The 23687-nt window shown below is 67.5% G+C and carries 23 protein-coding genes; 9 read left to right on the forward strand and 14 right to left on the reverse strand.

Features of this window, described 5'->3' with window-relative positions; translation table 11 throughout:
* Window positions 1-351 precede the first annotated feature (351 nt).
* Window positions 352-1458: a GNAT family N-acetyltransferase gene (locus tag JOE30_RS21590; RefSeq protein ID WP_204869127.1), complete on the forward strand. Its 1107-nt coding sequence runs from the start codon at window positions 352-354 to the stop codon at window positions 1456-1458.
* A 9-nt stretch (window positions 1459-1467) separates the two neighbouring features.
* Entirely contained in the window at window positions 1468-2880 is a 1413-nt protein-coding gene (gene ramB, locus JOE30_RS01720) for an acetate metabolism transcriptional regulator RamB (RefSeq protein WP_204869128.1), read from the forward strand.
* Window position 2881: 1 nt separating this feature from the next.
* Here the strand turns inward: ramB and JOE30_RS01725 are convergent, their stop codons facing one another.
* Entirely contained in the window at window positions 2882-3376 is a 495-nt protein-coding gene (locus JOE30_RS01725) for a DUF2029 domain-containing protein (RefSeq protein WP_204869129.1), read from the reverse strand.
* On the reverse strand, window positions 3376-3606 hold the full coding sequence (locus tag JOE30_RS01730; protein WP_204869130.1) for a helix-turn-helix transcriptional regulator: 231 nt from the start codon (window positions 3604-3606) through the stop codon (window positions 3376-3378). The genes JOE30_RS01725 and JOE30_RS01730 overlap by 1 nt, the downstream gene beginning before the upstream one ends.
* Before the next feature lie 92 nt (window positions 3607-3698).
* Here JOE30_RS01730 and JOE30_RS01735 point away from each other — a divergent pair, with 92 nt between their 5' ends.
* A complete protein-coding gene (locus JOE30_RS01735; protein ID WP_307806025.1) occupies window positions 3699-4235 on the forward strand; it encodes a carboxymuconolactone decarboxylase family protein in 537 nt (178 codons plus the stop codon).
* Window positions 4236-4294: 59 nt separating this feature from the next.
* Here the strand turns inward: JOE30_RS01735 and lpdA are convergent, their stop codons facing one another.
* Window positions 4295-5698, reverse strand: a complete 1404-nt coding sequence (lpdA, locus tag JOE30_RS01740; RefSeq protein WP_027506300.1) for a dihydrolipoyl dehydrogenase — start codon at window positions 5696-5698, stop codon at window positions 4295-4297.
* Window positions 5699-5836: 138 nt separating this feature from the next.
* A complete protein-coding gene (locus tag JOE30_RS01745) occupies window positions 5837-6685 on the reverse strand; it encodes an aldo/keto reductase (RefSeq protein ID WP_204869131.1) in 849 nt (282 codons plus the stop codon).
* A gap of 167 nt (window positions 6686-6852) precedes the next feature.
* Between JOE30_RS01745 and JOE30_RS01750 the strand changes: the two genes are divergently transcribed.
* Window positions 6853-7272: a nitroreductase/quinone reductase family protein gene (locus JOE30_RS01750; RefSeq protein ID WP_204869132.1), complete on the forward strand. Its 420-nt coding sequence runs from the start codon at window positions 6853-6855 to the stop codon at window positions 7270-7272.
* Window positions 7273-7282: 10 nt separating this feature from the next.
* Here the strand turns inward: JOE30_RS01750 and JOE30_RS01755 are convergent, their stop codons facing one another.
* Both JOE30_RS01755 and JOE30_RS01760 read right to left on the reverse strand, forming a co-directional pair.
* A complete protein-coding gene (locus tag JOE30_RS01755) occupies window positions 7283-8260 on the reverse strand; it encodes a dipeptidase (protein ID WP_204869133.1) in 978 nt (325 codons plus the stop codon).
* Window positions 8261-8270: 10 nt separating this feature from the next.
* On the reverse strand, window positions 8271-8960 hold the full coding sequence (locus JOE30_RS01760) for a hypothetical protein (protein WP_204869134.1): 690 nt from the start codon (window positions 8958-8960) through the stop codon (window positions 8271-8273).
* Between the two features lie 161 nt (window positions 8961-9121).
* Here JOE30_RS01760 and JOE30_RS01765 point away from each other — a divergent pair, with 161 nt between their 5' ends.
* On the forward strand, window positions 9122-11185 hold the full coding sequence (locus JOE30_RS01765) for a prolyl oligopeptidase family protein (protein WP_204869135.1): 2064 nt from the start codon (window positions 9122-9124) through the stop codon (window positions 11183-11185).
* A gap of 1 nt (window position 11186) precedes the next feature.
* On the opposite strand, the gene ppk2 is transcribed toward JOE30_RS01765, so the two are convergent.
* Window positions 11187-12086 (reverse strand): polyphosphate kinase 2, encoded by a 900-nt coding sequence (gene ppk2 / locus JOE30_RS01770; protein WP_051613458.1) that lies wholly within the window; start codon window positions 12084-12086, stop codon window positions 11187-11189.
* A gap of 139 nt (window positions 12087-12225) precedes the next feature.
* On the opposite strand from ppk2, the gene JOE30_RS01775 reads away from it, so the two are divergent.
* Entirely contained in the window at window positions 12226-12450 is a 225-nt protein-coding gene (locus tag JOE30_RS01775) for a PspC domain-containing protein (protein ID WP_204869136.1), read from the forward strand.
* Between the two features lie 18 nt (window positions 12451-12468).
* On the opposite strand, the gene JOE30_RS01780 is transcribed toward JOE30_RS01775, so the two are convergent.
* Window positions 12469-13908 (reverse strand): glucose-6-phosphate dehydrogenase (NADP(+)), encoded by a 1440-nt coding sequence (locus JOE30_RS01780; RefSeq protein WP_204869137.1) that lies wholly within the window; start codon window positions 13906-13908, stop codon window positions 12469-12471.
* Window positions 13909-13986: 78 nt separating this feature from the next.
* Here JOE30_RS01780 and JOE30_RS01785 point away from each other — a divergent pair, with 78 nt between their 5' ends.
* The gene (locus JOE30_RS01785; protein ID WP_204869138.1) at window positions 13987-14589 is read left to right on the forward strand and encodes a hypothetical protein; all 603 of its coding nucleotides are present in this window, start codon (window positions 13987-13989) and stop codon (window positions 14587-14589) included.
* Between the two features lie 6 nt (window positions 14590-14595).
* Here JOE30_RS01785 and JOE30_RS01790 read toward each other — a convergent pair whose 3' ends face one another.
* Window positions 14596-15294, reverse strand: a complete 699-nt coding sequence (locus JOE30_RS01790) for a hypothetical protein (protein ID WP_209993090.1) — start codon at window positions 15292-15294, stop codon at window positions 14596-14598.
* Window positions 15295-15402: 108 nt separating this feature from the next.
* Window positions 15403-15699, reverse strand: coding sequence for a hypothetical protein (locus JOE30_RS01795; protein WP_204869140.1), 297 nt, complete (start codon window positions 15697-15699; stop codon window positions 15403-15405).
* A 167-nt stretch (window positions 15700-15866) separates the two neighbouring features.
* Between JOE30_RS01795 and htpG the strand changes: the two genes are divergently transcribed.
* Window positions 15867-17759 (forward strand): molecular chaperone HtpG, encoded by a 1893-nt coding sequence (htpG, locus tag JOE30_RS01800; RefSeq protein WP_239533247.1) that lies wholly within the window; start codon window positions 15867-15869, stop codon window positions 17757-17759.
* 34 nt (window positions 17760-17793) lie between these two features.
* Window positions 17794-19134, forward strand: a complete 1341-nt coding sequence (locus tag JOE30_RS01805) for an FAD-dependent oxidoreductase (RefSeq protein ID WP_204869142.1) — start codon at window positions 17794-17796, stop codon at window positions 19132-19134.
* On the opposite strand, the gene JOE30_RS01810 is transcribed toward JOE30_RS01805, so the two are convergent.
* Genes JOE30_RS01810 through JOE30_RS01825 form a run of 4 tightly spaced genes read right to left on the reverse strand, consistent with a single transcriptional unit; the run spans window position 19109 to window position 23662 of the window.
* Complete coding sequence (locus JOE30_RS01810) at window positions 19109-20449, reverse strand: glutamate-1-semialdehyde 2,1-aminomutase (protein WP_204869143.1); 1341 nt, start codon at window positions 20447-20449, stop codon at window positions 19109-19111. The two genes, JOE30_RS01805 and JOE30_RS01810, sit on opposite strands and share 26 nt — an antisense overlap.
* Window positions 20446-21702, reverse strand: a complete 1257-nt coding sequence (locus JOE30_RS01815; RefSeq protein WP_204869144.1) for a lipopolysaccharide biosynthesis protein — start codon at window positions 21700-21702, stop codon at window positions 20446-20448. The genes JOE30_RS01810 and JOE30_RS01815 overlap by 4 nt, the downstream gene beginning before the upstream one ends.
* Window positions 21702-22535 (reverse strand): glycosyltransferase, encoded by an 834-nt coding sequence (locus tag JOE30_RS01820; RefSeq protein WP_204869145.1) that lies wholly within the window; start codon window positions 22533-22535, stop codon window positions 21702-21704. The genes JOE30_RS01815 and JOE30_RS01820 overlap by 1 nt, the downstream gene beginning before the upstream one ends.
* A complete protein-coding gene (locus JOE30_RS01825; RefSeq protein ID WP_204869146.1) occupies window positions 22532-23662 on the reverse strand; it encodes a class I SAM-dependent methyltransferase in 1131 nt (376 codons plus the stop codon). Before JOE30_RS01825 ends, JOE30_RS01820 begins: the two co-directional genes overlap by 4 nt.
* Window positions 23663-23687: the final 25 nt, after the last annotated feature.

A 23687-nucleotide genomic window follows, 5' to 3' on the forward strand; every position in this document is an offset into this window, starting at 1 on the left:
TGGTGGCAGTCTTTGCAGGCTTGCCAGGCATTTCTGACGTACTCGTCGAGAATGGCACAGCCGAAAACCACTGTCTACGTGCTGCGACTGTAAATCGTGGCTACCTTTTTGGTGGCCCTTGCAAATCTTGCGAAGATCGACGGACCCTCCCACGGCCGAACCTACTCGCCGGTAGGGCAAAATAGCAGTACAGGCGTACTTTTTCGCGGCCGGACGTCGGAGCGCAACTCGTCGTACCCCGGCCGCCGCATGCACACCTCTCGGTCACGAGTGTGACCACGATCACCCTCGCGCACTGCGCCGCGTCGGCGACCCGGGTGACCTGTCGACGAGCTGAGTACCGTCGAGGACGTGATCGGCACCGGATCGGACTCCCAGAACCTCAGCGTTCGATTCCACAGCGCTACTCGATCGGGCGCCGTCTGCACCGACCGACTGTGGGAACAGTGGCTCGATCTCGCCGACCGCGTCGGCCGGCACGTGGCCGCGCGGCCCGAGTACTCCGTCGGGTCCCTGCGGCTGCGACGGACGCGACGACCGCTGATCGTCACGGTGCACCGTGGTGGACATCTGGTCGCTCTGGCACCGTTCGTCGTGCGCCGCTACGGCCTCCTGCGCATCGCGCGCGTCATGGGCGACGACCTGGGCATGGTCAGCGAGATCCTGGCAGAGGACGACGCAGCCGTCTCGGCACTGTGGTCCGCGGTGGCCGGGCGACGCATCGGTGTCCATCTCGACGAGATGGACGAACGAGACCCGGCTCTGCGGCACATCGTCGACAGCCCCCGCTGGCGCGCGTCCGTGAACCCCGGCCGACCCGTCATGGTGATCGACGTGCCGCAGACGGGGCCGGGTGCCGTCGGTCTGCGCAGCCGCGGATCCCGTCGACGGTTGCGATCGACCCGCCGCGACTTCGACGAGGCCGGCACCCCGCTGAGCATCGACATTCTGTCCACCGCCGACCAGCTCGACGCGAACTGGGACGAGATGGCGAGGCTGTCCGCGGCCGGTGTGTCGGGACAGGATCGCACCGACTATCTCGCGCCGCCGCTCGGTGACCTGGTGCGATCGGTCCTGCGCCGCGAGGCGACGGCAGGCCGACTCGCCGTCGCCACCCTCGCCGTCGGTCGTACCGCGGCGGCTCAGCTCTTCCTGGTCCGGTCGAAGAATACCTTCGAGGGGTGGCTCACCCACTACGACCCGGAGTTCGCCGACGCCCAACCCGGCCATCAGATGATGGAGTCCCTCGTCGACCATGCGCGCGAGATCGGAGTCGACCGGATCGACCTCGGTGTCGGGACCAACGGCTTCAAGGAGGCGTGGACCACGGGTGAGTACCGCGCCGTCACGGTCACGGCCCTGCCCACCTCGATGCCCGGGTCAGCGCTCCTCGTTCCCGCGCTGCGCCGACTCGAGTCGTTCTCCCTCCGAGGGCTCGTCGCACGGGTGCGGCGGTAGCTTGCAGTCATGGCCAAGACCTTCGTGGGCAGTCGCCTCCGCCAGTTGCGGACCGAGCGCGGACTCAGCCAGGTGGCTCTGGCCGATCGACTCGACATCTCGGCCAGTTACCTCAACCAGATCGAGCACGACGTCCGGCCGTTGACGACGGCCGTCCTGACGCGCATCACCACGGTCTTCGGCGTCGACACCACGTTCTTCGCGTCGCAGGACAACACGCGGCTCGTCGCCGAACTGCGCGAGGTCACCCTCGATCAGGACGTCGGAGTCGATGCCGACATCGACGAACTCGCCGACCTCGTGGCGGCGCACCCGGCGATGGCACGCGCGATGGTGAACATGCATCGCCGGTACCGCAACACCACCGCCCAACTCGCGGCGGCGACAGAGGACCGTTTCGCCGACGGCAGCGGCAGCGGATCCATCTCGAAACCGCACGAGGAGGTCCGCGACTACTTCTACCAACGCCAGAACTACCTCGACGCACTCGATCGTGCGGCCGAGGACCTGGCGAACCGGTTGCGCTTCCACCGGGCGGACGTCGCGGCCGAGATAGCCAAACGGCTCCGCAATCTGTACGACGTCCAGGTCATCGAGCGCATCGACCTGGGCGAGAACGTCCTGCACCGCTTCGACGCGCGGACCCGTGTTCTCGAGATCTCCCCGCGACTCTCGGCCGGCCAGAAGGTGTTCCGCTTCGCGGCCGAACTCGCATACCTGGAGAACGGCGACCTGATCCGCAGCATGGTCGAGGACGGGGGCTTCACGGGCGAGGAGTCGCGGGCACTGGCGCGACTCGGCTTCGCCAACTACTTCGCCGCGGCGACCGTGCTGCCGTACGCGCGCTTCCACGAGGTGGCGGAGGATTTCCGGTACGACATCGAACGACTCTCCGCCTACTACGCGGTGAGTTACGAGACCATCTGTCACCGGCTCTCGACGCTGCAGCGGCCGTCGCTCCGCGGGGTCCCGTTCTCGTTCGTCCGGGTCGACCGTGCCGGAAACATGTCCAAACGCCAGTCGGCCACCGGGTTCCACTTCTCGTCGAGCGGCGGCACCTGTCCGCTGTGGAACGTGTACGAGACGTTCGCCTACCCGGGCAAGATCATGACCCAGATCGCCGAGATGCCCGACGGTCGGCGCTACCTGTGGATCGCGCGCACGGTGGAGCGGCGAGCGGCGCGCTACGGCGAACCCGGCAAGACGTTCGCCATCGGTCTGGGATGCGAGGTGCGCCACGGGAATCGGCTCGTCTACGCCGACGGACTGGAGCTGGACGGTTCCACAGTGGCGACGCCGATCGGCGCCGGGTGCCGCGTGTGCGAACGCGCCCACTGCCCGCAACGGGCGTTCCCGCCACTGGGCAAGGAGCTCGACATCGACGAGCATCGAAGCTCGGTGTCGCCCTACACCATTCGCTGACTCAGTCCTCTTCGGTCTCGAACTGCTCCTTGCGACGGCGGCTGCGCCGGATCATCAGCGCCACCGCTCCGCCGCCGACGACTCCCCCGACCACCAGGCCCGCCCACGTGTCGGTTCCCGCGCGGCTCGGCAGGTACTTCTCGGGGGCGAGAGTCACACCGATGCCGACAAGGGCGACGAGCATCAGCGCGGCGGTCACGTTGCCGCGCGCCGTGAACCACCGCGATTCCGCGAACAGGTCGACGTTCTTCGACTTCGCGTACCCGATGATCGCGTAGTTCACGACCGCACCGAAGACGATGATGCCCAACGCGATCCACGCACCCGTCGCACCGGCCACCCACGGGAGGACGGCGGCGGCGATCAACCCACCGAACGCGTGCAACTGCAGACCCACGGCTGCTGCCTCGTTCCACACGTCTCTCTGACGCTCGTCGTCATAGAACTCGTTGTCCAGATCGCCGACGAAACGCATCGTCGTGGTGAAGGTACTCATCAGGATTCCTCCTCGGGTTCGAGCCGATCATCGGGGGTGAGCGGGAAGAGATCCTCGACCGTGGAGTCGAGCGCTCCCGCCAGCTTCAGGGCCAGGTACACGCTGGGCGAATAATCGCCACCCTCGACCGAGACGATCGACTGCCGGCTCACTCCGCACGCCCGCCCCAGTTCCGCCTGGGTCAGGCGCGACGACTTTCGGAACTCCCGCACCCGGTTCGTCACGACCATGATCCAAGTCAACTCCACTTGTCATTTCGTGTCAAGAGTGCTTGACACGCAAGCACCTGGCGGCACACGTCTCGGGTGTTAGCCTCAGCGACGTGACAGGACATCGCACCCCTCCGGCCACCCTCCGCTCGCTGCGTCCCGTCAACTGGGGCATCGCCCGACTGGCCGGCGCGGTCACCCGCACCGGCGACATGCACCTGTTCTCCACTCTGGGACAGACGGGCGGCCTGTTCCGCGCCTGGCTGTTCTACAGCGGCCGCCTGATGCCGTTCGGCGGTTTACCTCGCAAGGACACCGAGACGGTGATCCTGCGCGTCGCCGCACTGCGCGACTGCCGGTACGAACAGGACCATCACCTCCGTCTGGGCGCGCGCGCCGGCATCGACGACGCCCTCGCCGATGCCATCGCCGCCGGTCCCGACGCTCCGGGTCTCGACAGTCGGACCGCCCTGATCCTGCGGGCGGTGGACGAAGTGGTGTCGACCCGCGATCTGTCCGATGCCACATGGACCGAACTGACGACGGTCTGGTCGTCCCGATCGCTCATCGAGTTCGTGCTACTGGTGACCCAGTACGACGGACTCGCCACCACGATCACGACGCTGCGCATCCCCCGCGACTACCAGTAGCAGCACAGACGAGAACACCCCGGTCGCTCGTGAGCGGCCGGGGTGTCGTCGTCGGAGGATCAGAAGTTGATCATGTGCCCTGCGAGGCCGTGGATGGCCTCCTGCAGTGCCTCGGAGAGGGTCGGGTGCGTGTGCACGTTGCGCGCGAGTTCGGTGGCCGTCAGGTCCCACTTCTGCGCGAGCGTCAGCTCCGGGAGGAGCTCCGAGACGTCGGGTCCGATGAGGTGCCCGCCGAGCAGCTCGCCGTGCTTCGTGTCGGCGATGAGCTTGACGAAGCCGGTGGGATCGCCGAGGCCGTGCGCCTTGCCGTTCGCCGTCATCGGGAACGTCGCGACCTTGATGTCGTGGCCGGCGTCCTTGGCCTGCTGCTCGGTGAGACCGAAGCTGGCAACCTGGGGCTGGCAGAAGGTCGCGCGCGGCATGAAGCGGTAGTCGTCGATGGGAAGCGTCTCGGCGCCGCCGATGGTCTCGGCCGCCACGACACCCTGTGCCTCGGCGACATGCGCGAGCTGCAGCTTCGCCGTCACGTCGCCGATCGCGTAGATGTGCGGCACGTTGGTGCGCATGACCGAGTCGATGGCGATGGCGCCGCGATCGGTGACCTCGACGCCCGTCTTGTCGAGCCCGAAACCCTCGACGCGAGGAGCAAATCCGACGGACTGCATGACCTTGTCGACGGTGACCGTCTCGGTCTCGCCGCTCTTGTTGTTCTTGATCGCGACGGTGACCTTGCTGCCGTCGTCGTCGATGCTCTGCACCGCGGCGCCGGTCATGATCTTCACGCCGAGCTTCTTGTACTGCTTGGCGATCTCCTTGGAGACGTCCTCGTCCTCGTTCGGGAGGGCGCGATCGAGGAACTCGACGATGGTGACGTCGACGCCGTAGTTCTTCAGGACGTACCCGAACTCCATGCCGATGGCGCCCGCGCCGACGATGAGGATGGAGCCCGGGAGCTCCTTCGTCATGATCTGCTCTTCGTACGTCACGACGTTCTCGCTGAGCGACGTTCCCGGCAGCAGCTTGGTGGTGCTGCCGGTGGAGATGATCGCGTTGTCGAAGGTGACGGTCTCGCTGCCACCCTTCGTCAGCTCCACCTCGATGGTGTTGGCGTCGGTGAACGACCCCTTGCCGTCGAGCTGGTCGATCTTGTTCTTCTTCATCAGGAAGTGGATGCCCTTGACGCGGCCGTCCGCCACCTTGCGGCTGCGGTCGTACGCCGCGCCGAAATCGAACGACACGTCACCGGAGATGCCGAACTGCTTGGCCTCCTTGGTGAACAGGTGCGCCAGTTCCGCGTTGCGCAGCAGCGCCTTGGACGGGATGCAGCCCACGTTCAGGCACACACCGCCCCAGTACTTCTGCTCGATGATGGCGGTTTTCAGGCCCAGTTGTGCCGCGCGGATGGCAGCGACGTATCCACCGGGTCCGGCTCCGAGAACGACGACGTCATAGTGTGAGGTCACGGTGGTCCACCTTAGTCCCGTCGATCCGGACACACATCGAAAGGTCCGGCTACTGGTTGGTAACCGGACCTTTCGTGTCTTTATTTCACCGGGAAGGCCGGAGGCCGGCCGACATGGAGCCGGGAGGGCCGGAGGTGATCAGTCGGGGATCATGTCGAAGGTGTCGGGGTTCGGGCCGGTGCGGCCGTCCTCGCCCTTGTCCAGCGCCGAGATGTCGGCGATCTGACGGTCGTCGAGTTCGAAGTCGAAGATGTCGAAGTTCGCCTCGACACGCTCACGCGTGACCGACTTAGGGAAGATGATGTCGCCGCGCTGGATGTGCCAGCGGAGGGTGACCTGTGCGGTCGTCTTGCCGACGTCCTTCGCGATCCGCTCGAGCTCGGGGTCGTCGAGAACCTTGCCCTGCGCGATGGGTGACCACGCCTCGGTGGCGATGCCGTGCTCCGCGCCGTACGCGCGCACCTGGTAGTTCGAGAAGTACGGGTGGACCTCGATCTGATTGACCGACGGGACGGTCTCGGTCTCCTGCGCCAGCTTCTCGAGGTGCGGCACCTGGAAGTTCGAGACACCGATGCTGCGTGCCCGTCCGTCTCTCTTGAACTCTTCGAGCACCTTCCACGTGGACACGTAGTCGCCGTCGTACTGCGTCGGCAGCGGCCAGTGGATGAGGAACAGGTCGATGTAGTCGGTGCCCAGCTTCTCGAGGGTCTCGTCGAACGAGCGACGAGCGTCGTCGGGGCGGTGGAAGCCGTTGTTGAGCTTGCTGGTGATCCAGACGTCGTCACGGGAGACGCCCGAGTCCTTCACCCCCTGGCCGGTCTCCTTCTCGTTGCCGTACATCTGCGCGGTGTCCAGGTGGCGGTAGCCGACCTCGATCGCGGTGCGGACGGCATCGGCGGTCTTCTCCGGCTCGATCTGGAAGACACCGAAACCCAGCTGGGGGATGGACCGGCCGTCGTTGAGGGAAATCGAAGGAACCTGTGTCATGGGGGATATCTCCTCGTCGTCGAGTTCTGGTGAAGCTGCGAGCGGACTACCCGGTCCACGAGCGGACCAAGCAACGCGCACTCTCCACAGGTGCAAGGGGGGCGACTCGGTCGTTATTCCCCTCGTCGACTCTTCTCATTCCGACTCCCGCCGGTGATGATGGTCGGGTGAGCGACTTCAACGAGCAGGTCATCTCCGAATTCCGGGACAACGCCGGCCACGTCCGCACAGCCGGCTTCGGCGACAACCTCGTGGTGCTGCACTCGATCGGTGCGCGCAGCGGCGAGGTACGACTCAACCCGCTGTTCGCCATCGCCGAGAGTGGCACCTGGCTCATCGTGGGATCGGCGGCCGGCGCGGTGAAGGACCCGGCGTGGGTGCACAACCTGCGGTCGAATCCCCGGATCGACGTCGAAGTGCCCGGGGACGGCGCCGTGCGGACCGTCACCGTCGACGTGACCGAGGTGGGCGACGACGAGTGGGAGACCCAGTGGGCGAAGTTCACCGCCGCGTCGCCCGGCTTCCTCGACTACATCGACACTGCCGAGGGTCGACGCTTTCCGATCTTCCGGCTCACTCCTGGCTGATCGGAGAAGATCACGTCCAGACTGCGTCGGCGACGCGGCGGAAGTTGCCGCCGAATATCGCCGCCACCGCACCCTCGTCCCAGCCGCGTTCGGCGAGCACGGCAGGGAGCGTGTGGGTGCCCTCGGGCGGAACCCACTGCAGTGCACCGTATCTCGTGTACTCCTCGGAGAACGCCTCGGGGTGGAGCGCCAATTCGGTGTTGAAGTCCTCGTGGTCGAAGGAGTAGTCGCTGCCGACACCGATGTGGTCGATCCCCACCAGGTCGACGCCGTACTCGACGTGATCGGCCATGGCGCGTACCCGATCCGCGCCACGCTCGGGTTCGTTGACGCCGAGGAAGATGCCCACCCCGTTGATGCCGACCACACCACCGGTGTCGGCGCACGCGCGCGCCTGCTCGTCGGTGATGTTCCGCGGATGTTCCCACAGTGCAGCGAAATTGGAGTGACTGTAGATCATCGGCCGGGACGTCGTCGCGGCGATGTCGAGCCCCGTCCGCCGGGAACAGTGCGACCCGTCCGCCGCTATGCCCGCCTCGTTCATCGCACGGATCAGGTCGCGTCCGTGAGCGGTGAGGCCCGTGTCGACGGCGTCGAGGCATCCGCATCCCGCGGCGTTCGCATGGTTGTAGGTGGGCAGCATCGAGCGCACACCCAGCTCCACGAAATACCGCACGTTGTCGAGGTCGCCGTCGAGAGGAGCGGAGTCCTCGAGGTCGAAGGCGAGGGCACGCAGTCCCCGTCGTCGCGCGTCGTCGATGTCGGCGACGCTCCGCACCGGAAGGAAACGACCGTCCGCGAGTGCCCGCGCACTCCACGTCGTGGCCAACTCCGTCGCCGACGCCTTGGTGTGGGGCGAGTATCCGACGTTCACGGAGATGTAGCTGCCCGCCTCGTACCGCGCGAGTTCGGTGATGTCGGTGTCCGCGTACAGCGGTAAGCAGGTGTGCTGTTCCCACAGTTCCGTCGGCGTGCGGGGTTCGGTCACCCGGACGACTCTAGGCCCGACGGCGCCTCGCGAGAAGGACGACCGTGCGTGCAAGTGCGCCGACGTTCGGTCGCGCACTGCCGGACAGCGGCCGCGTGCTCACCGGCACCTCGGCGATGATCCAGCGCTGATGGTGCACGGCGTGGGCGGAGGTGACGAGCGACGGGAGGAGACCACCTCGGAGCGCCGCGGCGCCGCCGATGGACCGCCAGGCGTCGCCCGTGTACACGCGGAAGCTGGAGGTGACGTCGCGCAGGGGCAGGTCAGCGGTGTGCCGGATCAGCGCGTTCGCGACCCTCGTGCCCACTCGACGCAGCGCGGACGATCCGTCTCGACCACCCGTCGTGCTGCGCGATCCCACCACCATGCCGACACTGCGGCGCGCCGCGGCCTCGAGGAGAGCGGGGACGTCGGCCGGGTCGTGCGACTCGTCCATCAGGACGATCGCCTCACCGTCGACGGACAGCTCGTGCAGACGATCCGCCTCGACGAACGTCACCTCGGCGCCGGGCAGGGTCAGGCGCATCGCTGCGGTGACCACCGCCGATCGGTGGCCGAGGTACACGACGCGCACGCCGACGTAGTCGGTTCCCCGAGCCGAGGTGCCGTGAACACGGCTCCTGGAACCCGGCGCACCGTGCCCCGGCACATCGTGGTTCGGCACGGCTCCGACGCCGTCGCTCTGGATCGACACGGTCATCATCCACTCCCTGTGATGGTCTCCCCGACCGAATACGGACTCTTTACGTCCTTTGTGGCGTGATACTACCCTATAAACATACCGTGATCTTGTTTTGATGCCACTACGGTTCCTCCACGCACTGTTTCGGCACCCAACGGCGGCATCGCTCCGCGGGCAGAATGGTGCGCGTGACCGACAAGTACGAATGGCTCGAAGACGTGACCGGCGACGCCGCCCTGGAGTGGGTCCGCACCCGGAACGAGCGCACGGTCGACGAGTTCACCGCGAACGACGAGTTCAGGACACTCGAGTCCGACATCCGGAGCATTCTCGACACCGACGCGCGCATCCCGTACCCACGCAAGCGCGGTGACCACCTCTACAACTTCTGGAAGGACGCGTCGCACCCTCGCGGGCTGTGGCGGCGTACCACGATGGAGGAGTACCGGAAGGACAGTCCCGTCTGGGACGTCATCCTCGATCTCGACGCTCTCGCCGAGGCCGAGGGCGAGAACTGGGTGTGGAAGAGCGCGCAGGTGCTCCGTCCGTCGTTCGACCGCGCGCTGATCTCCCTGTCGCGCGGCGGCGCGGACGCATCGGTGATCCGCGAGTACTCGCTCACGTCCCGCTCCTTCGTCGCACCCGAGGACGGTGGCTTCGTCGTCCCCGAGGCCAAGACGGACATCGACTGGATCGACGCGGACACCGTCTTCGTCGGCACGGATCTCGGACCGGGGTCGCTCACCGACTCCGGGTACCCCCGGCGCGCCCACCGATGGCACCGTGGAACGCCTCTCGCGGAGGCTCCCGTCGTGTACGAGGGTGAGCAGACCGACGTCGCGGTCTCCGCCTCCCACGATGCGACGCCCGGCTACGAGCGCAGCCTGGTCCAGCGCGCCACCGACTTCTTCAACGCGGTCACGTCGATCCTGAACGACGACGGATCGACCACCGTCCTCGACGTGCCCACCGACGCCTCGGTGTCCCTGCACGAGAACTGGTTGATCGTTCGCCTGACGACCGCATGGACCGTCGACGGCACCGAGTACGCCGCAGGGTCGCTGCTGGCCGCGAAGATCGACGAGTTCCTCGCCGGTGCACGAGATCTGGTCGTCGTCTTCGCGCCCGACGCCCGCACGTCGCTGCATCAGTACGCCTGGACCGAGAACCATCTGCTGATGGTGCTGCTCGAGGACGTCCGTTCCAGCGTGCACGTGGTGACGCTGGGCGACACGGTCACCTCCGAACGCCTGCAAGGACTTCCGGACGCCGTCGACGTCACGATCATCGGCACCGACCCCGAGTTCGGCGGTGACGAGTACTTCCTCGACGCGAGCGGCCACCTCACCCCGTCCACCCTTCTGGTGGGCACCGTCGGGACCGCACCCGAGGTCCTGAAGTCCGCTCCCGCGTTCTTCGACACCACGGGCCTCGCGGTCGAGCAGTACTTCGCCACCTCACTCGACGGCACCCGCGTGCCCTACTTCGTCGTCCGGAACCCCGCGACGCAGGACCGTCCGACGGCCGCAGGCCCCACCCTCCTCTACGGATACGGCGGCTTCGAGGTCTCCCTCACCCCGTCCTACAGCGGCGTGGTCGGCGCGGCCTGGCTGGCGCGGGGCGGCACCTATGTGGTGGCGAACATCCGCGGCGGCGGCGAGTACGGGCCGTCGTGGCACACCGAGGTGCTGAAGTCCGGTCGACACAAGGTGCACGAGGACTTCGCGGCGGTCGCGAGCGATCTGGTGGAGCGCGGCATCACCACCCCGGACCAGTTGGGCGCGCAGGGCGGCAGCAACGGCGGCCTGCTCATGGGCATCATGCTCACCAAGTACCCGGAGTCGTTCGGCGCCATCGTGTGTCAGGTGCCGCTCCTGGACATGAAGCGGTATCACCGCCTCTTGGCCGGCGCATCGTGGATGGCCGAGTACGGAGATCCCGACGATCCCGACGAGTGGGCCTTCATCTCCGAGTACAGCCCGTACCAGAACGTCTCACCGCCGGGGAACTCGATCGGTGTGTATCCGCCGATCCTCATCACGACGTCGACGAGGGACGACCGCGTGCACCCCGGACACGCGCGCAAGATGGATGCCCTCCTCGAGGAGTACGGGTACGACGTCTCCTACTACGAGAACATCGAGGGCGGCCACGGCGGTGCGGCGGACAACGCGCAGGCCGCATTCAAGTCCGCTCTGGCGTACACGTTCCTGTGGCGGACGCTCGGGGGCGGCACCCGCTAGGTCAGTCGGTGTCCGGTTCCGCGAGTCCGACGATGGACGGATCCGGTCGCCCCACCACCTCGTGGTCCTTGTTCGAGTAGTCGAAGCTGTTCAGCACGAAGCGCATCGCCTCGAGGCGGGCGCGTTTCTTGTCGTTGCTCTTCACCGTGGTCCACGGCGCGTGATCGGTGTGGGTGAACCGGATCATGTCCTCCTTGGCCCTCGTGTACGCGTCCCACTTGTCCAGGGAGGCGAGGTCCATGGGCGAGAGCTTCCACTGCCGCACCGGATCGACCTGGCGGATGGCGAAGCGCGTCCGCTGTTCGAGCTGGGACACCGAGAACCAGAACTTGGTCAGCTGTACTCCGTCGTCGACGAGCATCTGCTCGAACAACGGTGCCTGGTGCAGGAATCGGTGATACTGCTCGTCGCTGCAGAACCCCATGACGCGTTCCACGCCGGCCCGGTTGTACCAGGAACGGTCGAACAGGACCAGCTCACCGGCAGCCGGTAGGTGGGTGACGTACCGCTGGAAGTACCACTCCGTCGATTCGCGCGGCGACGGCTTCTCGAGTGCCACCACCCGTGCGCCGCGAGGGTTGAGATGCTCCATGAAGCGCTTGATCGTGCCGCCCTTGCCGGCGGCGTCGCGACCCTCGAAGACGATGACGTGGCGTCCACCGGTCTCCTTGATCCACATCTGCAGCTTCAGCAACTCGATCTGCAGAAGCCGTTTCGTGCCTTCGTATTCCGCGCGTGGCATCCGCTCGTCGTACGGGTACGCCTGGCGCCAGGTGTCCACCGGGACTCCGTCACCGGTCAGCAGCACGGGGTCGTCGTCGTCATCGTCACGCACGCTGAACGACGAGGTGTCCGAGAGATCCACGATCCGGGACAGGGCGAAGTCATCGAGAGCGGTCACGGCCAGGAACCTACGAGCCGCCGGAGACGGGACGGTGATCACGGGGTGAACAGCAGATGCCGTGACCGGCGGAGTTTCAGGGTACGTCTCGGGGTGGTCACCGATGGTGCAGCGCGCGGGCCGAACCCAGGATGGAGACATGACATTCCACGAGAGCAACTCCACCGTCCACCCGAACCACACCACGCAGCTGACGAGAAGCCGAGACGACGCCTGGATCGCCGGCGTCTGCGGCGGCGTCGCCGCGTACACCGGATGGGACCCGAGCCTGGTGCGTGCCCTCACCGTGGTCGGCGCCCTCGTCTCGTTCGGCACCGTCGCCCTGCTCTACCTCGCGATGGTCATGCTGGTTCCCCGAGCATGACCATCGCGCGGCGTTCGATCACTCGTCTCCGGTGACCAACCAACCACAGGGAGAGGCAAGATCGTTCGCTGCCTCGGGTCCCATCGAGCCGGGCTCGTACGGGAGCACATCCGGCGGAGAGGTCAACAACGGTGCGGCGACCTCCCACACGTGAGCCAGTCCGTCGGGACGGGTGAACAGCGATCGGTCACCGTCGAGAACGTCGAGAATGAGTCGTGAATAGGGCGACAGCGGTTCGGCGTCCGACACCGTCGACAGGTCGAGCGACATCCGACCGATCCCGAGGTCCTCGCCGGGGCCGGGCTCCTTGACCGTCATGGCGATGTCCACTCGGCCGTCGCCCGACAGGTCGAACGTCAGCACGGCGCCGTCGGCCGGCAGGTGCTTCACCGGCCCCTCGGGGCGACGGAACACGAGCGACACCCGCTGCGTGCTGGTTCCCAACATCTTGCCGGTGCGCAGGACGAAGGGAACGTCGCGCCACCGGTCGGTGTCGACCCACATGCGTGCGGCGACGAACGTGTCGGTCGACGAATCGTCCGCGATACCCGGGGTGTCCTGGTAGCCGCGGTACTGACCTAGGACCACCTCGGACGTGTCGAGCGGGCGGAACGCCGCGATGACCGACTCGCGGGCAGTCTGCAGGTCGTCCGCACCGAGGCTGAGTGGGGGCTCCATGGCCACCTCGGCCGCGACCTGGAACAGGTGGGTCACCAACATGTCGAGCACGGCACCCGTGGCGTCGTAGAACTCGGCACGGTCGTCGATGTCCAGCGTCTCCGGCACGTCGATCTGCACCTGCTCCACGTGTTCCCGGTTCCAGATCCCCTCGATCATCCCGTTCGCGAAGCGCAGGATGTGCAGGTTCTGGGTGTTCTCCTTGCCGAGGAAGTGGTCGATCCGATAGACCTGCTTCTCGTCGACGATGGCATGGACCGCCTCGTCGAGCTTCTCGAAGTTCTCCTGCGACGTGCCGAACGGCTTCTCGTAGACCACTCGCGCGCCCTCCGCGAGATCGTGTGCGCCGAGCGCCTCGGTGTAGTCGATGAAGGTCGAGGGCGGCAGCGCGATGTAGTGCACGAGCTGCACGTCGCCGCCCAGCTCGTCCTTCACGTCTCCGATGACCGTCAGCAGGTCTCCCGGATCATCGGCAGTGAATCCGTTGCCCGCGAAGCGAACACGGTCCGCAAACGACGACCACACCTTCTCGTCGATGCTGTCGACACCCTCGCCGGGTCCGAACTCCTCGAGCGCCGCGCGGATGTGCTCGCGGAACTCGTCGTCGGTCTTCTCACCTCGACCGTTGCCCACCAACGCCCACTGCTCGGGCAGCAGCCCTTCCTGAGCCAGTTCGTAGAACGCCGGCAGCACCATGCGCTTGGCAAGGTCTCCCGTCGCCCCGAAGAGCACGAAGACGGTCGGAGCTCCGCCGGATTCGGATGTCGCAGTGTCAGCCATGCCTCCATGATGCCCAGTCGGGGGCTCCCCCGAACCTCGATCGCCTCACAGTGCCACCTCGACGCTACTGTCGAGCCGGTGACACGATCGATCTTCGACGGCGACATCGCCGGTCTCGGGACCTCCAGCGGAACCAGGATCGTCGTCGGCCACTGGACGTCGTCGCCACTCGGCGACTTCACCGATGTCATGGTCGAGTTCGCGGACGGCGAGCGCCTCCTGCTGGCACCGTCCGACGCGGTCCGCGAATTCGTCACCGCGACCTACCACTTCGACACGACGACCATCACCGACGTCTCGTATCACCGCCGAGGCGACCGCGTCGGCGTCTCGGCGGGTGATCTCGAGGTGTCGTTCCAGATCGGCGGCCCCACCCTGCTGGGTCGACTGCTGTCCGTCGCACCGACATCGGTGGTCACCGCACCCTGGTTCTGTACGGTGAGCGACCCGATCGCGCGGGTCGTGATGCGCGGCGTGCGGACCAGGGGCACCGCGGGCGGTGGGCGACGCGAGTACTACGGAGCGCGAGGGCAGCGCAGCATCGTCGGCGCGACGGCATCGTGGAAGGGCGACGATCTGGGACACCTGTCACCGGTGGAGCCGCCGGTGCGGTTCGGATTCGGGTCCACCCCCGCTGCCCCGTCGACGACGCAGATACGCACCACGATCGACCACCGCTGACCGGTGTCAGCGCAGGGTGGTGTTCTCGTCACGGGAGAGGAAGAACGCGGTGGAGCCGACGCGGGCGCAGGCGACTCCGTCCTCCCGAGAGACGCAGAAACTCTGCCCCGTGTTGATCACCTCGCCGTACTGCAGTGTGCGGATGTTCTCCGACCCGGTGAAGTAGCCCTGATTCGTGCAGTAATGGATCGGCCCGGTGCTCTCCACGCGGACGGCGTACTTGCTGGTGGCACTGTTCGAGCAGACCTCGCCCTCGTCGGGAGCGACGCTGGACACGGCCTGGCATCCCAGGAATCCGACCGAGGTTCCGTTCGGGAAGAGCCCGCACGACACATTTCCCGACGGTGTCCGGAAGTAGTACCCCTCACCGGCCCCGCCACTGTCGCGGAAGAGCTCAGGATCCACCGAGACCTCCTGCGAGCCCGGGCGCGGGAGTGCGTCTGCCGACCCTGCCGACTCTTCTGATCGCACGGTGGACGGCGGCTGCTCGACCGACTGTTCCTCGGCGTCGGTCGGGGCCGTGACCGGTGTTCCCGTCGGCGCCACGACCGATGTCCCCGTCGGCGTCACGACCGAGGTTTCAGCGGGCGCCGGAACCGCCGTCGCAGACGTCACCTGCTCCGGATCCGAACAGGCCCCCAGCACCGCGGCGCCGGCGACCAGAGCGGCCGCGACGGCGGCCCGTGTGCTCATCGAGAACGGCATGTCGACTCCTGTCCGGAGCCGGCCGAACGCCACCCCCTCTGACATACCCATCGGTCTTTTTCGTGGCGTCGTTACCTGCACTCACGTCACGATCGGGACACGGGCCGGCTAACTGCCGTCGAGGGGCGCGATGCCGGCAATGAGTTGGTACGGAGTCAGCGAGAAACCACGCTGAGGTCCGAACCAGCGGATGCAGTCGACCAGGATGGTCGTGCCCTTGGCGCGCTCTGCTGCAGCGACGTCCGGACACGTGGGGAAGAACCCCGGCACCACCTCGTAGTACAGCGGCCCGACGTACGTCGGCTCCGCGGACGCGGTTCCCGCCCCTGCCAGGACCGATCCCGCCGTGACGGCTCCGGCGGCGAGCACCCCACCGATCATTCGTCGAACTCCGATTCGCACCATGACACACACCTTTCGATGAGAGAGTCCCGGCCTTGGCGAACCGTACCGTGCGGACTGTTACGAGGGAAGAGGTACGCGGGACAGCAGACACGGTTGCCGTAAAATAGGAGGGTCAACCAGGCACTTGTTTCGATCAGGGGAGTCACGTGACCGCGCACGTCGAAGAAATGCAGTTCCAGGCCGAGACCCGGCAGCTGTTGGATCTGATGATCCATTCGGTCTACTCCAACAAGGACTCGTTCCTCCGCGAGTTGGTGTCCAACTCGTCGGACGCACTGGACAAGCTGCGACTCGAGTCGTTCCAGAACAAGGATCTCGGCGCCGACACCTCCGATCTCCACATCGACCTGGAGATCGACAAGGAGAACCGCACCCTCACCGTGCGGGACAACGGCATCGGCATGTCGCGCGACGAGGTCGTCGATCTCATCGGCACGCTCGCGAAGTCGGGCACCGCCGAGGTCCGCGCGAAGCTGAAGGAAGCGAAGGATGCGGCCGCGTCCGAGGAGCTCATCGGCCAGTTCGGAATCGGCTTCTACTCCACGTTCATGGTGGCCGACAAGGTCACCCTCGTGACCCGGCGCGCGGGCGAGGACGCCGCGACTCGCTGGGAGTCCAGCGGTGAAGGCACGTACACCATCGAGGAGGTGTCCGACGCGCCTCAGGGCAGCGCCGTGACCCTGCACCTCAAGCCGGCCGACGACGACGATCACCTCTACGACTACACGTCCGAGCACAAGATCCGTGAACTGGTGAAGCGGTACTCGGACTTCATCGCGTGGCCCATCCGCATGCAGGTCGAGAAGACCACCGGCGAGGGCGACGACGCCACGACGGTGCTCGAGGACGAGACCGTCAACTCGATGAAGGCGCTGTGGACGCGGTCGAAGGACGAGGTCTCCGACGAGGAGTACACCGAGTTCTACCGTCACGTCAGCCACGCCTGGGACGAGCCGCTCGAGGTCATCCCCATGAAGGCCGAGGGCACCTTCGAGTACCAGGCCCTGCTCTTCATTCCGTCGCGTGCGCCGTTCGACCTCTTCATGCGGGAGTCGAAGATCGGCATCCAGCTGTACGTGAAGCGCGTGTTCATCATGGACGACTGCGAGGAACTCGTCCCCGAGTACCTGCGCTTCGTCAAGGGTGTCGTCGACGCAGCCGATCTGTCGCTCAACGTCTCTCGTGAGATCCTGCAGCAGGACCGCCAGATCCGCGCGATCCGTCGCCGCCTGACCAAGAAGGTGCTGAGCACCGTCAAGGACCTGCAGGCGAACGAGCCGGAGAAGTACAGCACGTTCTGGGGTGAATTCGGCCGTGCCCTCAAGGAAGGGCTGCTGTCCGACCACGACAACCAGGAGACCATCCTCGGGCTGTCGTCCTTCGCGACGACGCAGAGCGACGAGAAGCCGACCACGTTGGCGGAGTACGTCTCTCGCATGAAGGACGGCCAGGACGCGATCTACTACATGACCGGCGAGTCGCGTCAGCAGGTGGAGAACTCCCCGCACATGGAGGCGTTCACCGCCAAGGGGCTCGAGGTGCTGATTCTCACCGACGCCGTCGACGAGATGTGGACCGGGTCCGTTCCCGAGTTCGACGGGAAGCCGTTCCGCTCCATCGCCAAGGGTGCCGTCGATCTGGGTGACGACGAGGCCGAATCCGAGGAGAAGGATGCGCAGAAGGCCCGGTTCGCCGACCTCACCACGTGGATGGCCGAGACGCTGTCCGACGACGTCAAGGAGGTCCGCCTGTCCTCACGCCTGACCACCTCACCCGCGTGCATCGTCGGCGACGACTTCTCTCTGAGCCCGCAGCTCGAGAAGATGTACCGCGCCTCCGGCCAGCCGGTCCCCAAGACCAAGCGCATTCTCGAGCTCAATCCGGACCACGCACTGGTCACCGCGCTGGAGAAGGCTCACGCGGAGAAGAAGGACGAGATGGCGCTGGCCGAGACGGCCAAGCTGCTGTACGGGACGGCCCTGCTCGCCGAGGGTGGCGAGCTGGACGACCCGGCGTCGTTCGCGAAGTTGTTGGCGGAGAGGCTGACACGCACGATGTGACCTGAGGACATATGCCCACCCGTAGGGTGGGCGTATGTCGGGGGACGTGGTCGTGGTCGGGGCGGGACTCAGCGGGTTGGTGGCAGCACTCGACCTGACCAGGGCGGGGCGCTCGGTCACCGTCCTCGAGGCCGCCGACCGGATCGGCGGCAAGGTCCTCACCGTCGACACGGACGGTCACCACGTCGATCACGGCGCCCACTGGATCGGCGGTGATCAAACCGCCGTGCTCGCACTTGCCGCCGAGTTCGGTGTCGACACAGCTCCCGAACCGCGACGGCGACGCGGTGCGGACGAGGTGTTTGCTGCCGACGGCCGCGTCCACCGCTATCACGGTCAGGTGCCGCGCATCCCCGTCCGCCAATGGCTTCCCGTCGGTTCGGGTATCGCGCGCCTCGACCTGGCGGTCCGCACCGTCGACCGCGCGGTGCCGCTGCTGTCGTCCTGGCGGCCCGGAGATCACGAGATGTCCGACGTTCTCGCGCGCCGGATGTTTCCCTCCGCGTACGGCCGCGACATCCTCACGTGCTTCTTCCGCTTGATCTTCGGCGCCGACCCCGACGAGGTTCCCGCCCGCGCCGCACTCGAGTACCTGCGCGCGGCCGGCAGCCTGCGGGCGATCGCCGAGGTGCGTGACGGAGCGCAGGAACGCTACTTCGTGGACGGCACCGCATCGCTGATCTCGGCTGTCGCACAGCAGCTCTCCACCCCGCCGGAGACGTCTCGACCGGTCACCGCGATCCGGCCGGACACCTCCGGAGTCGACGTGGTCACCGCGGCCGGGACCGTCCGCGCATCGTCGGTGGTTCTCGCTGTTCCCCTCCCCCGCGCCGCCGACATCGACGGCGCACTCCCCGCCGGACCAGGGGACCGGATGCGCACCTCTCACATGGGCGAGTACGCGAAGACCATCGTCGTGTACGACAGTCCGTGGTGGCGCGAGAACGGACTCACCGGAACGGCGCTCGACGTCGACGGCCCGGTCCAGATGATCGTCGACGGCAACGCCGGCGGGGATGCGCCCGGCATTCTGGTCGCCTTCAGCGGCGGCCGAGCCGCGGCTGACCTGTTCTCCCGCACCGATCGTCGTGACATCGTCGTCGACGAGTTGGCGCGGCTGTTCGGGCCGCGGGCGCGGTCGCCTCGTCGTGTCGACGACATCACCTGGTCGGCGCAACCCTGGCTGGGTGGGGCGCCCACCGCGATCCCACCGTACGGAGGCGTCTTTCATCATCAGGACCTGACCACGGACCGCGTGCACTGGGCGGGAACGGATCTGGCCGATCGCTGGCCCGGCTATCTCGACGGGGCCGTGCGCTCGGGTCGGCGAGCGGCACGCGAGATCCTGGCTACGGCTCGAGGTGGGACCGAGTGAGATCGGGCAGTCGCCGCGGGGCCGCGAGCCGCCGCAGAGCCGGTGCCACCGGTCGGCCTCGGAGCAGCCCCTCGGTGGTGCCCGCCTCGAGAGCCTTCCGGTAGACGAGGACCGCCTCCCGCACAGCATCGACCGTCTGGTCGACGTCCGCGTCCGTGTGCGCCGCGGACACGACGAACGACTGACCGAGGACACCGCGCGAGAGCATCTCCTGCAGGAAGAGAGTCCGGTAGGCCTGCGAGGGAACCCCGCCGGCGTCCGCGGTGGCGAACACCAGGCAGCTGGGGCGTCCGAGAACCCGAAGGTGTTCCGCGATACCGGCCTCGGCTGCCACCTCGGTCACGGCGTCACGTAACCGAGCGCCGGCGCGCTCCATCGCGCCCACGGGGTCCTCCGTCTCGTATGCCCGGACGACAGCGCGAAACGCGGCGAGCCCCGTCGTCTCCGGCCCGTGTGTCGTCGACAGCAGGAAGACTCGGTCGGAGTCCGTGCGCAGACCGCCGAGCTCCATCAGGTCGCGCCGACCGGCGAGCGCGGACACCGGGAGTCCGTTGCCCATGGCCTTGCCCCAGCACGACAGATCGGGAGTCACGCCGTACACACCCTGCGCGCCCGCGGACGACCACCGGAACCCGGTGATCATCTCGTCGAACACGAGAACGGTCCCGTGTCGATCACAGGCTGCACGGACGGCCTCGAGGTACCCCGGCGACGGCTCGGCCAGCGCACCGGCTGCCTCCATGACGACGCACGCGATGTCGTGATCGGCCAGGATCCGTTCCAGGGCAGGGGCGTCGTCGAACGGGAACCTATGTACCGCACCGGGCGAGATTCCTGCGTTCATCTCCGTCGTCCCGATGAACCAGTCGTCGACGGAGAAGAACGGCTGCGCACAGACCGCGATCTCGGTGCGCCCGGTGACCGCGCGCGACAGTCGGACCGCCGCAGTGGTCGCGTCGGAGCCGTTCTTCGCGAACTTCACCATCTCCGCGGTGGGAACGGTCCTCAGGAAGTCTTCTGCCGCGAGCACTTCGAGCTCGGTCGGCCGCGAGAAGTTGGTTCCCCGAGCGACCGCGTCCGCCACGGCGTCGACCACTGGGCGGTACCCGTGCCCGAGCGTCACCGAGCGCAGCCCACTCCCGTACTCGACGTACTCGTTGTCGTCGACGTCCCACACGCGGGCGCCGACTCCATGCGTGAGGATCGGGGTGAGGTGCTCCGGGTACTGATCCGAACCCCGTGCGTACGTGTGGCTTCCACCGGGGACGAGGCGGTGCAGACGTTCCTGGAGTTCCGAGGATCTCTCGTGTGTCATCGCGTGGCCTCTCGGCGATCGTCGTGGGAGGAAATGGTGTCGTCGGGGTGGTCCGACTCGCGCCGCAGGACGGTCCGCGCGGTCGTGGCGACGAACCACAGCGCCACCGCCCACTCGGAGACGAGCACCCCGACGACCATGGTCACGACCGATCCGGTGACCGAGGTGATCAGCAGAGCCGACGCCGCGAGGGTGACGCCGAGGACGGCGCCGCTGAGCACCGTCGACGTCCGACCCTGCGCCGGGAGCACGGCGGTGGTGACGTAGGACGTGAGCGTGGTGGCAGGGAGGATCCAGGCGAGGATGCGCAACAGGTCCGTCGCCTCGGCGAACTCGGTGCCGTAGACGATTCGGATCACCAGGGGGGCCACGAGCGTCAGCCCCGCCGCGGCGACGACCGCGAGTGCGAGACATCCTGCCGCACCCTGCATCGTCCGCGCCCGGAAGGCCTGGCCGTCCCGGATCCGAGTCATCCGCGGGAGCAGCGCGAACCCGATCGGATCGAGGACCGATTGTCCCGCTCGGACCAGCCGGTCCGCGGCCGAGAACAGGCCCAGGGAGACCGCGTCGAGCACCGTGGAGTACGCCGCCGCGCCGCCCTGTCCGTAACCGGTCAGCAGGAGCCGCGAGGCGAGCACCGGTGCCGCCGTCCTCAGAATCTCACCGACCCGCCACGAGGGGACGAGGCGACCGAAGTGTCGGTCGGCGTCCACACCGGTGACGATCACGGTGACGATCGACGAGCCGCCCAGACACGCCAGCGCGACCTCGGGCGTCGGGAACTGCGGCAGCAGGACGACCAGCGCCACCAGGTATGCCACACGTCCGGCGGCCTGGTACGCGGTGGAGGCACCGAAGCGACCACGACCGATCAGCAGCCAGTCCTCCGACAGTGACCAGATGCCCCCGGCGACCGCGCCGAGCAGGATCATCCGCGCGGCACCCTCCACACCGAGGGCCCACCCGAGGAGCGCCGCGACGACCAGCACGGCGAAGAGGCCGGATCGCACCACCGCGTACGCGCCACGCACCTGCGTGATGTCGGGGTCGTCGACGCGCGCAGCGAAGTACTGAGTGGCCCCCAGATCGACGAGGACCGAGCCGAGGAAGTACGCCGACATCCCCACCGCGACGAGCCCGACTCCCTCGGTTCCGAGGAGCCGGGCTGTCAGCGGCAGGGTGACGAGCGTGACGAGGAACTGACCGTAGGTGCCGAAGCCCACGAGCAGGACGTCCCGGGCGAGCCGCAGCATCAGCGCCGCTGAACGCGGTGAGCCACGTCGCCGGCACGCGCGCGCAACCGGGTGAGCACAGCGCCGAGAATGCGTCCGTCTCCGGCGAGGACGTCGCCGGTGGACACCAGAGCGGGGAGTTCGCGTGCGAGACGGTGATGCAGCCGGACCGACTCGCTGAGCTTGCTGTAGCTCGACGTCCGGCTGCACAGGTTGAAAGTCGAGTCGCGCCACGCCGCGTCGACGGTGGAGACGCCGTGGAAGTCCCCGTGGGCACCCATCCGGGCGAACAGATCCACGTCCATCGGGAACACCAGGTCGCCGCGGAAACCGCCCACCCGGTCGAACAGGTCGCGGCGGAAGGTGGTGGCCGCCGTCGGCCCGAACTCGGCGGGACCGCGGCGCACGATGATGCCCGCGAGGTCCTTGCCCGGTCGTCGACCGAGCAGACCGGGGAGGCCGAGCCCGGTCTCCTTCACCGACCCCTGTTCGTCGATCACCTCGAACTTGGACGAGACCACCGCGACCCCGGGATCGTCGAGTACGGCCCGCTGACCGGCCAGCGCACCGGGACGGAGCACGTCGTCGGCGCACACCACCTTGACGAGCCGGCCCGTCGAGGCCCGCACGGCCGCGTTCCAGTTGTCCCCGATGGCGAGCACCCGGTCGTTCCGCACGATTCGGACGCGCTCGTCGTGGAAGGAGCGGGCGATGTCGCCGGTCGCGTCGGTGCTGGCGTTGTCGAGCACCAGGACCTCCATGTCCTCGTCCTGGTCCAGGACGGAGGCCAGTGTGGTCTCCAGGGTGCGCGCGGCCTCGTAGGCCGGGATACACACCGAGAGCGGAGCGGTCATGAGCGGAGTCCTTCCGTGGCCGAGTTCAGATCGACGAACGACATCTCCGGATGCGCCGCAGCGACTTCCGGGAGGAGATCCGGAACAGTCACCACCACCCGGTCGGGACGGTGGGCGTACAGCCAGTCCGGGCCGACGATGGGAACGTCCGTTCCCGGCATGCGGCGGCCCCATTTCGCCGGGGACGCATCGACGACCGCGCCGACCACCTCCGTGGTCACCCCCGCCATCGCGAACAGAGCGACCGCGCGTGACGCCGCACCGTACGCGGCGAGCGTCACACCTGCGCGAGACGACGCGCCGAGTGTCGCCCGCACCGCCTCGACCTCCGCGACGGCGGCTGCTCCGAGGGTCGACACGACGGCGGGGTCGGTGACGGCGGCGACAGCCTCGGCGTCCCGCACACGTCGTGCCGTCACCAGGTCGTCCTCCCACACCGGGAGGCGCACCGAGTCGTCACGCATCGCCGAGACCAGCAGAGTCCCGCCGTAGAGGTCCGACTCCCAACACCCGGTGGGCAGGAGCCCGGTTGCCCGCAGGGCGGTCTCGAGCGCGGTCGACGACCAGTAGGCGAAGTGTCCGTGGCGCAGCGCCGTCCACTGGCGCTCCCGCACGATGGTGGCGAAGGAGTGGATCTGCAGCACCAGCACGCCGCCGTCGCGGAGCAGCGCCCGACGTTCACGCAGGGCGGCCGCCTGGTCCGGCTCGTGCATCAGTCCGAAACCGTCGACGACGAGGTCGGCGGGGCGTGAACCTGCCACGGCCGGAGCGGCATCGGTGATGCCGCGCGATCGCACATCGGGGATCCAGGACCCACCGTGGGGGCTTCCGTACTCGCGGACGACGGCGCCGTCGGGGAGCCACCCGCGTCGCGCGATCTCGTCCATCGCCCGAGACGCCGCCCGCGTCAACGCCTCCGGTTCCACTCCCCGCGGTTCGTCCGCACGGGTGTCGTCGTCCAGGAGCTGCGCGAGACCGCACGTCGTGCACAGGCCCATCGCGAGAGCGTGCATCTCGTCGCCCTCGGGAGAGGACTCGGCCGGCGGGAAGCTGTCCGCGGCCGGCACGAGACCGAGATCGAGCACGGTGGTCACCGTCGCCGAGTTGCACGCTCTGCACGAACTCATGCGATTCTCCGGCTCGTCGCACGCC

The organism is Rhodococcus sp. PvP016, from assembly GCF_017832185.1.
Lineage (GTDB): Bacteria > Actinomycetota > Actinomycetes > Mycobacteriales > Mycobacteriaceae > Rhodococcoides.

What these genes read in the sequence shown, in the direction of transcription:
- ramB (WP_204869128.1), top strand. Translation starts at nt 1,468, where the DNA reads ATGGCCAAGACCTTCGTGGGCAGTCGCCTCCGCCAGTTGCGGACCGAG.
- JOE30_RS01725 (WP_204869129.1), bottom strand. Translation starts at nt 3,376, where the DNA reads ATGAGTACCTTCACCACGACGATGCGTTTCGTCGGCGATCTGGACAAC.
- JOE30_RS01730 (WP_204869130.1), bottom strand. Translation starts at nt 3,606, where the DNA reads ATGGTCGTGACGAACCGGGTGCGGGAGTTCCGAAAGTCGTCGCGCCTG.
- JOE30_RS01745 (WP_204869131.1), bottom strand. Translation starts at nt 6,685, where the DNA reads ATGACACAGGTTCCTTCGATTTCCCTCAACGACGGCCGGTCCATCCCC.
- JOE30_RS01760 (WP_204869134.1), bottom strand. Translation starts at nt 8,960, where the DNA reads ATGACCGTGTCGATCCAGAGCGACGGCGTCGGAGCCGTGCCGAACCAC.
- JOE30_RS01765 (WP_204869135.1), top strand. Translation starts at nt 9,122, where the DNA reads ATGGTGCGCGTGACCGACAAGTACGAATGGCTCGAAGACGTGACCGGC.
- JOE30_RS01775 (WP_204869136.1), top strand. Translation starts at nt 12,226, where the DNA reads ATGACATTCCACGAGAGCAACTCCACCGTCCACCCGAACCACACCACG.
- JOE30_RS01780 (WP_204869137.1), bottom strand. Translation starts at nt 13,908, where the DNA reads ATGGCTGACACTGCGACATCCGAATCCGGCGGAGCTCCGACCGTCTTC.
- JOE30_RS01790 (WP_209993090.1), bottom strand. Translation starts at nt 15,294, where the DNA reads ATGCCGTTCTCGATGAGCACACGGGCCGCCGTCGCGGCCGCTCTGGTC.
- JOE30_RS01795 (WP_204869140.1), bottom strand. Translation starts at nt 15,699, where the DNA reads ATGGTGCGAATCGGAGTTCGACGAATGATCGGTGGGGTGCTCGCCGCC.
- htpG (WP_239533247.1), top strand. Translation starts at nt 15,867, where the DNA reads ATGCAGTTCCAGGCCGAGACCCGGCAGCTGTTGGATCTGATGATCCAT.
- JOE30_RS01805 (WP_204869142.1), top strand. Translation starts at nt 17,794, where the DNA reads ATGTCGGGGGACGTGGTCGTGGTCGGGGCGGGACTCAGCGGGTTGGTG.
- JOE30_RS01810 (WP_204869143.1), bottom strand. Translation starts at nt 20,449, where the DNA reads ATGACACACGAGAGATCCTCGGAACTCCAGGAACGTCTGCACCGCCTC.
- JOE30_RS01815 (WP_204869144.1), bottom strand. Translation starts at nt 21,702, where the DNA reads ATGCTGCGGCTCGCCCGGGACGTCCTGCTCGTGGGCTTCGGCACCTAC.
- JOE30_RS01820 (WP_204869145.1), bottom strand. Translation starts at nt 22,535, where the DNA reads ATGACCGCTCCGCTCTCGGTGTGTATCCCGGCCTACGAGGCCGCGCGC.
- JOE30_RS01825 (WP_204869146.1), bottom strand. Translation starts at nt 23,662, where the DNA reads ATGAGTTCGTGCAGAGCGTGCAACTCGGCGACGGTGACCACCGTGCTC.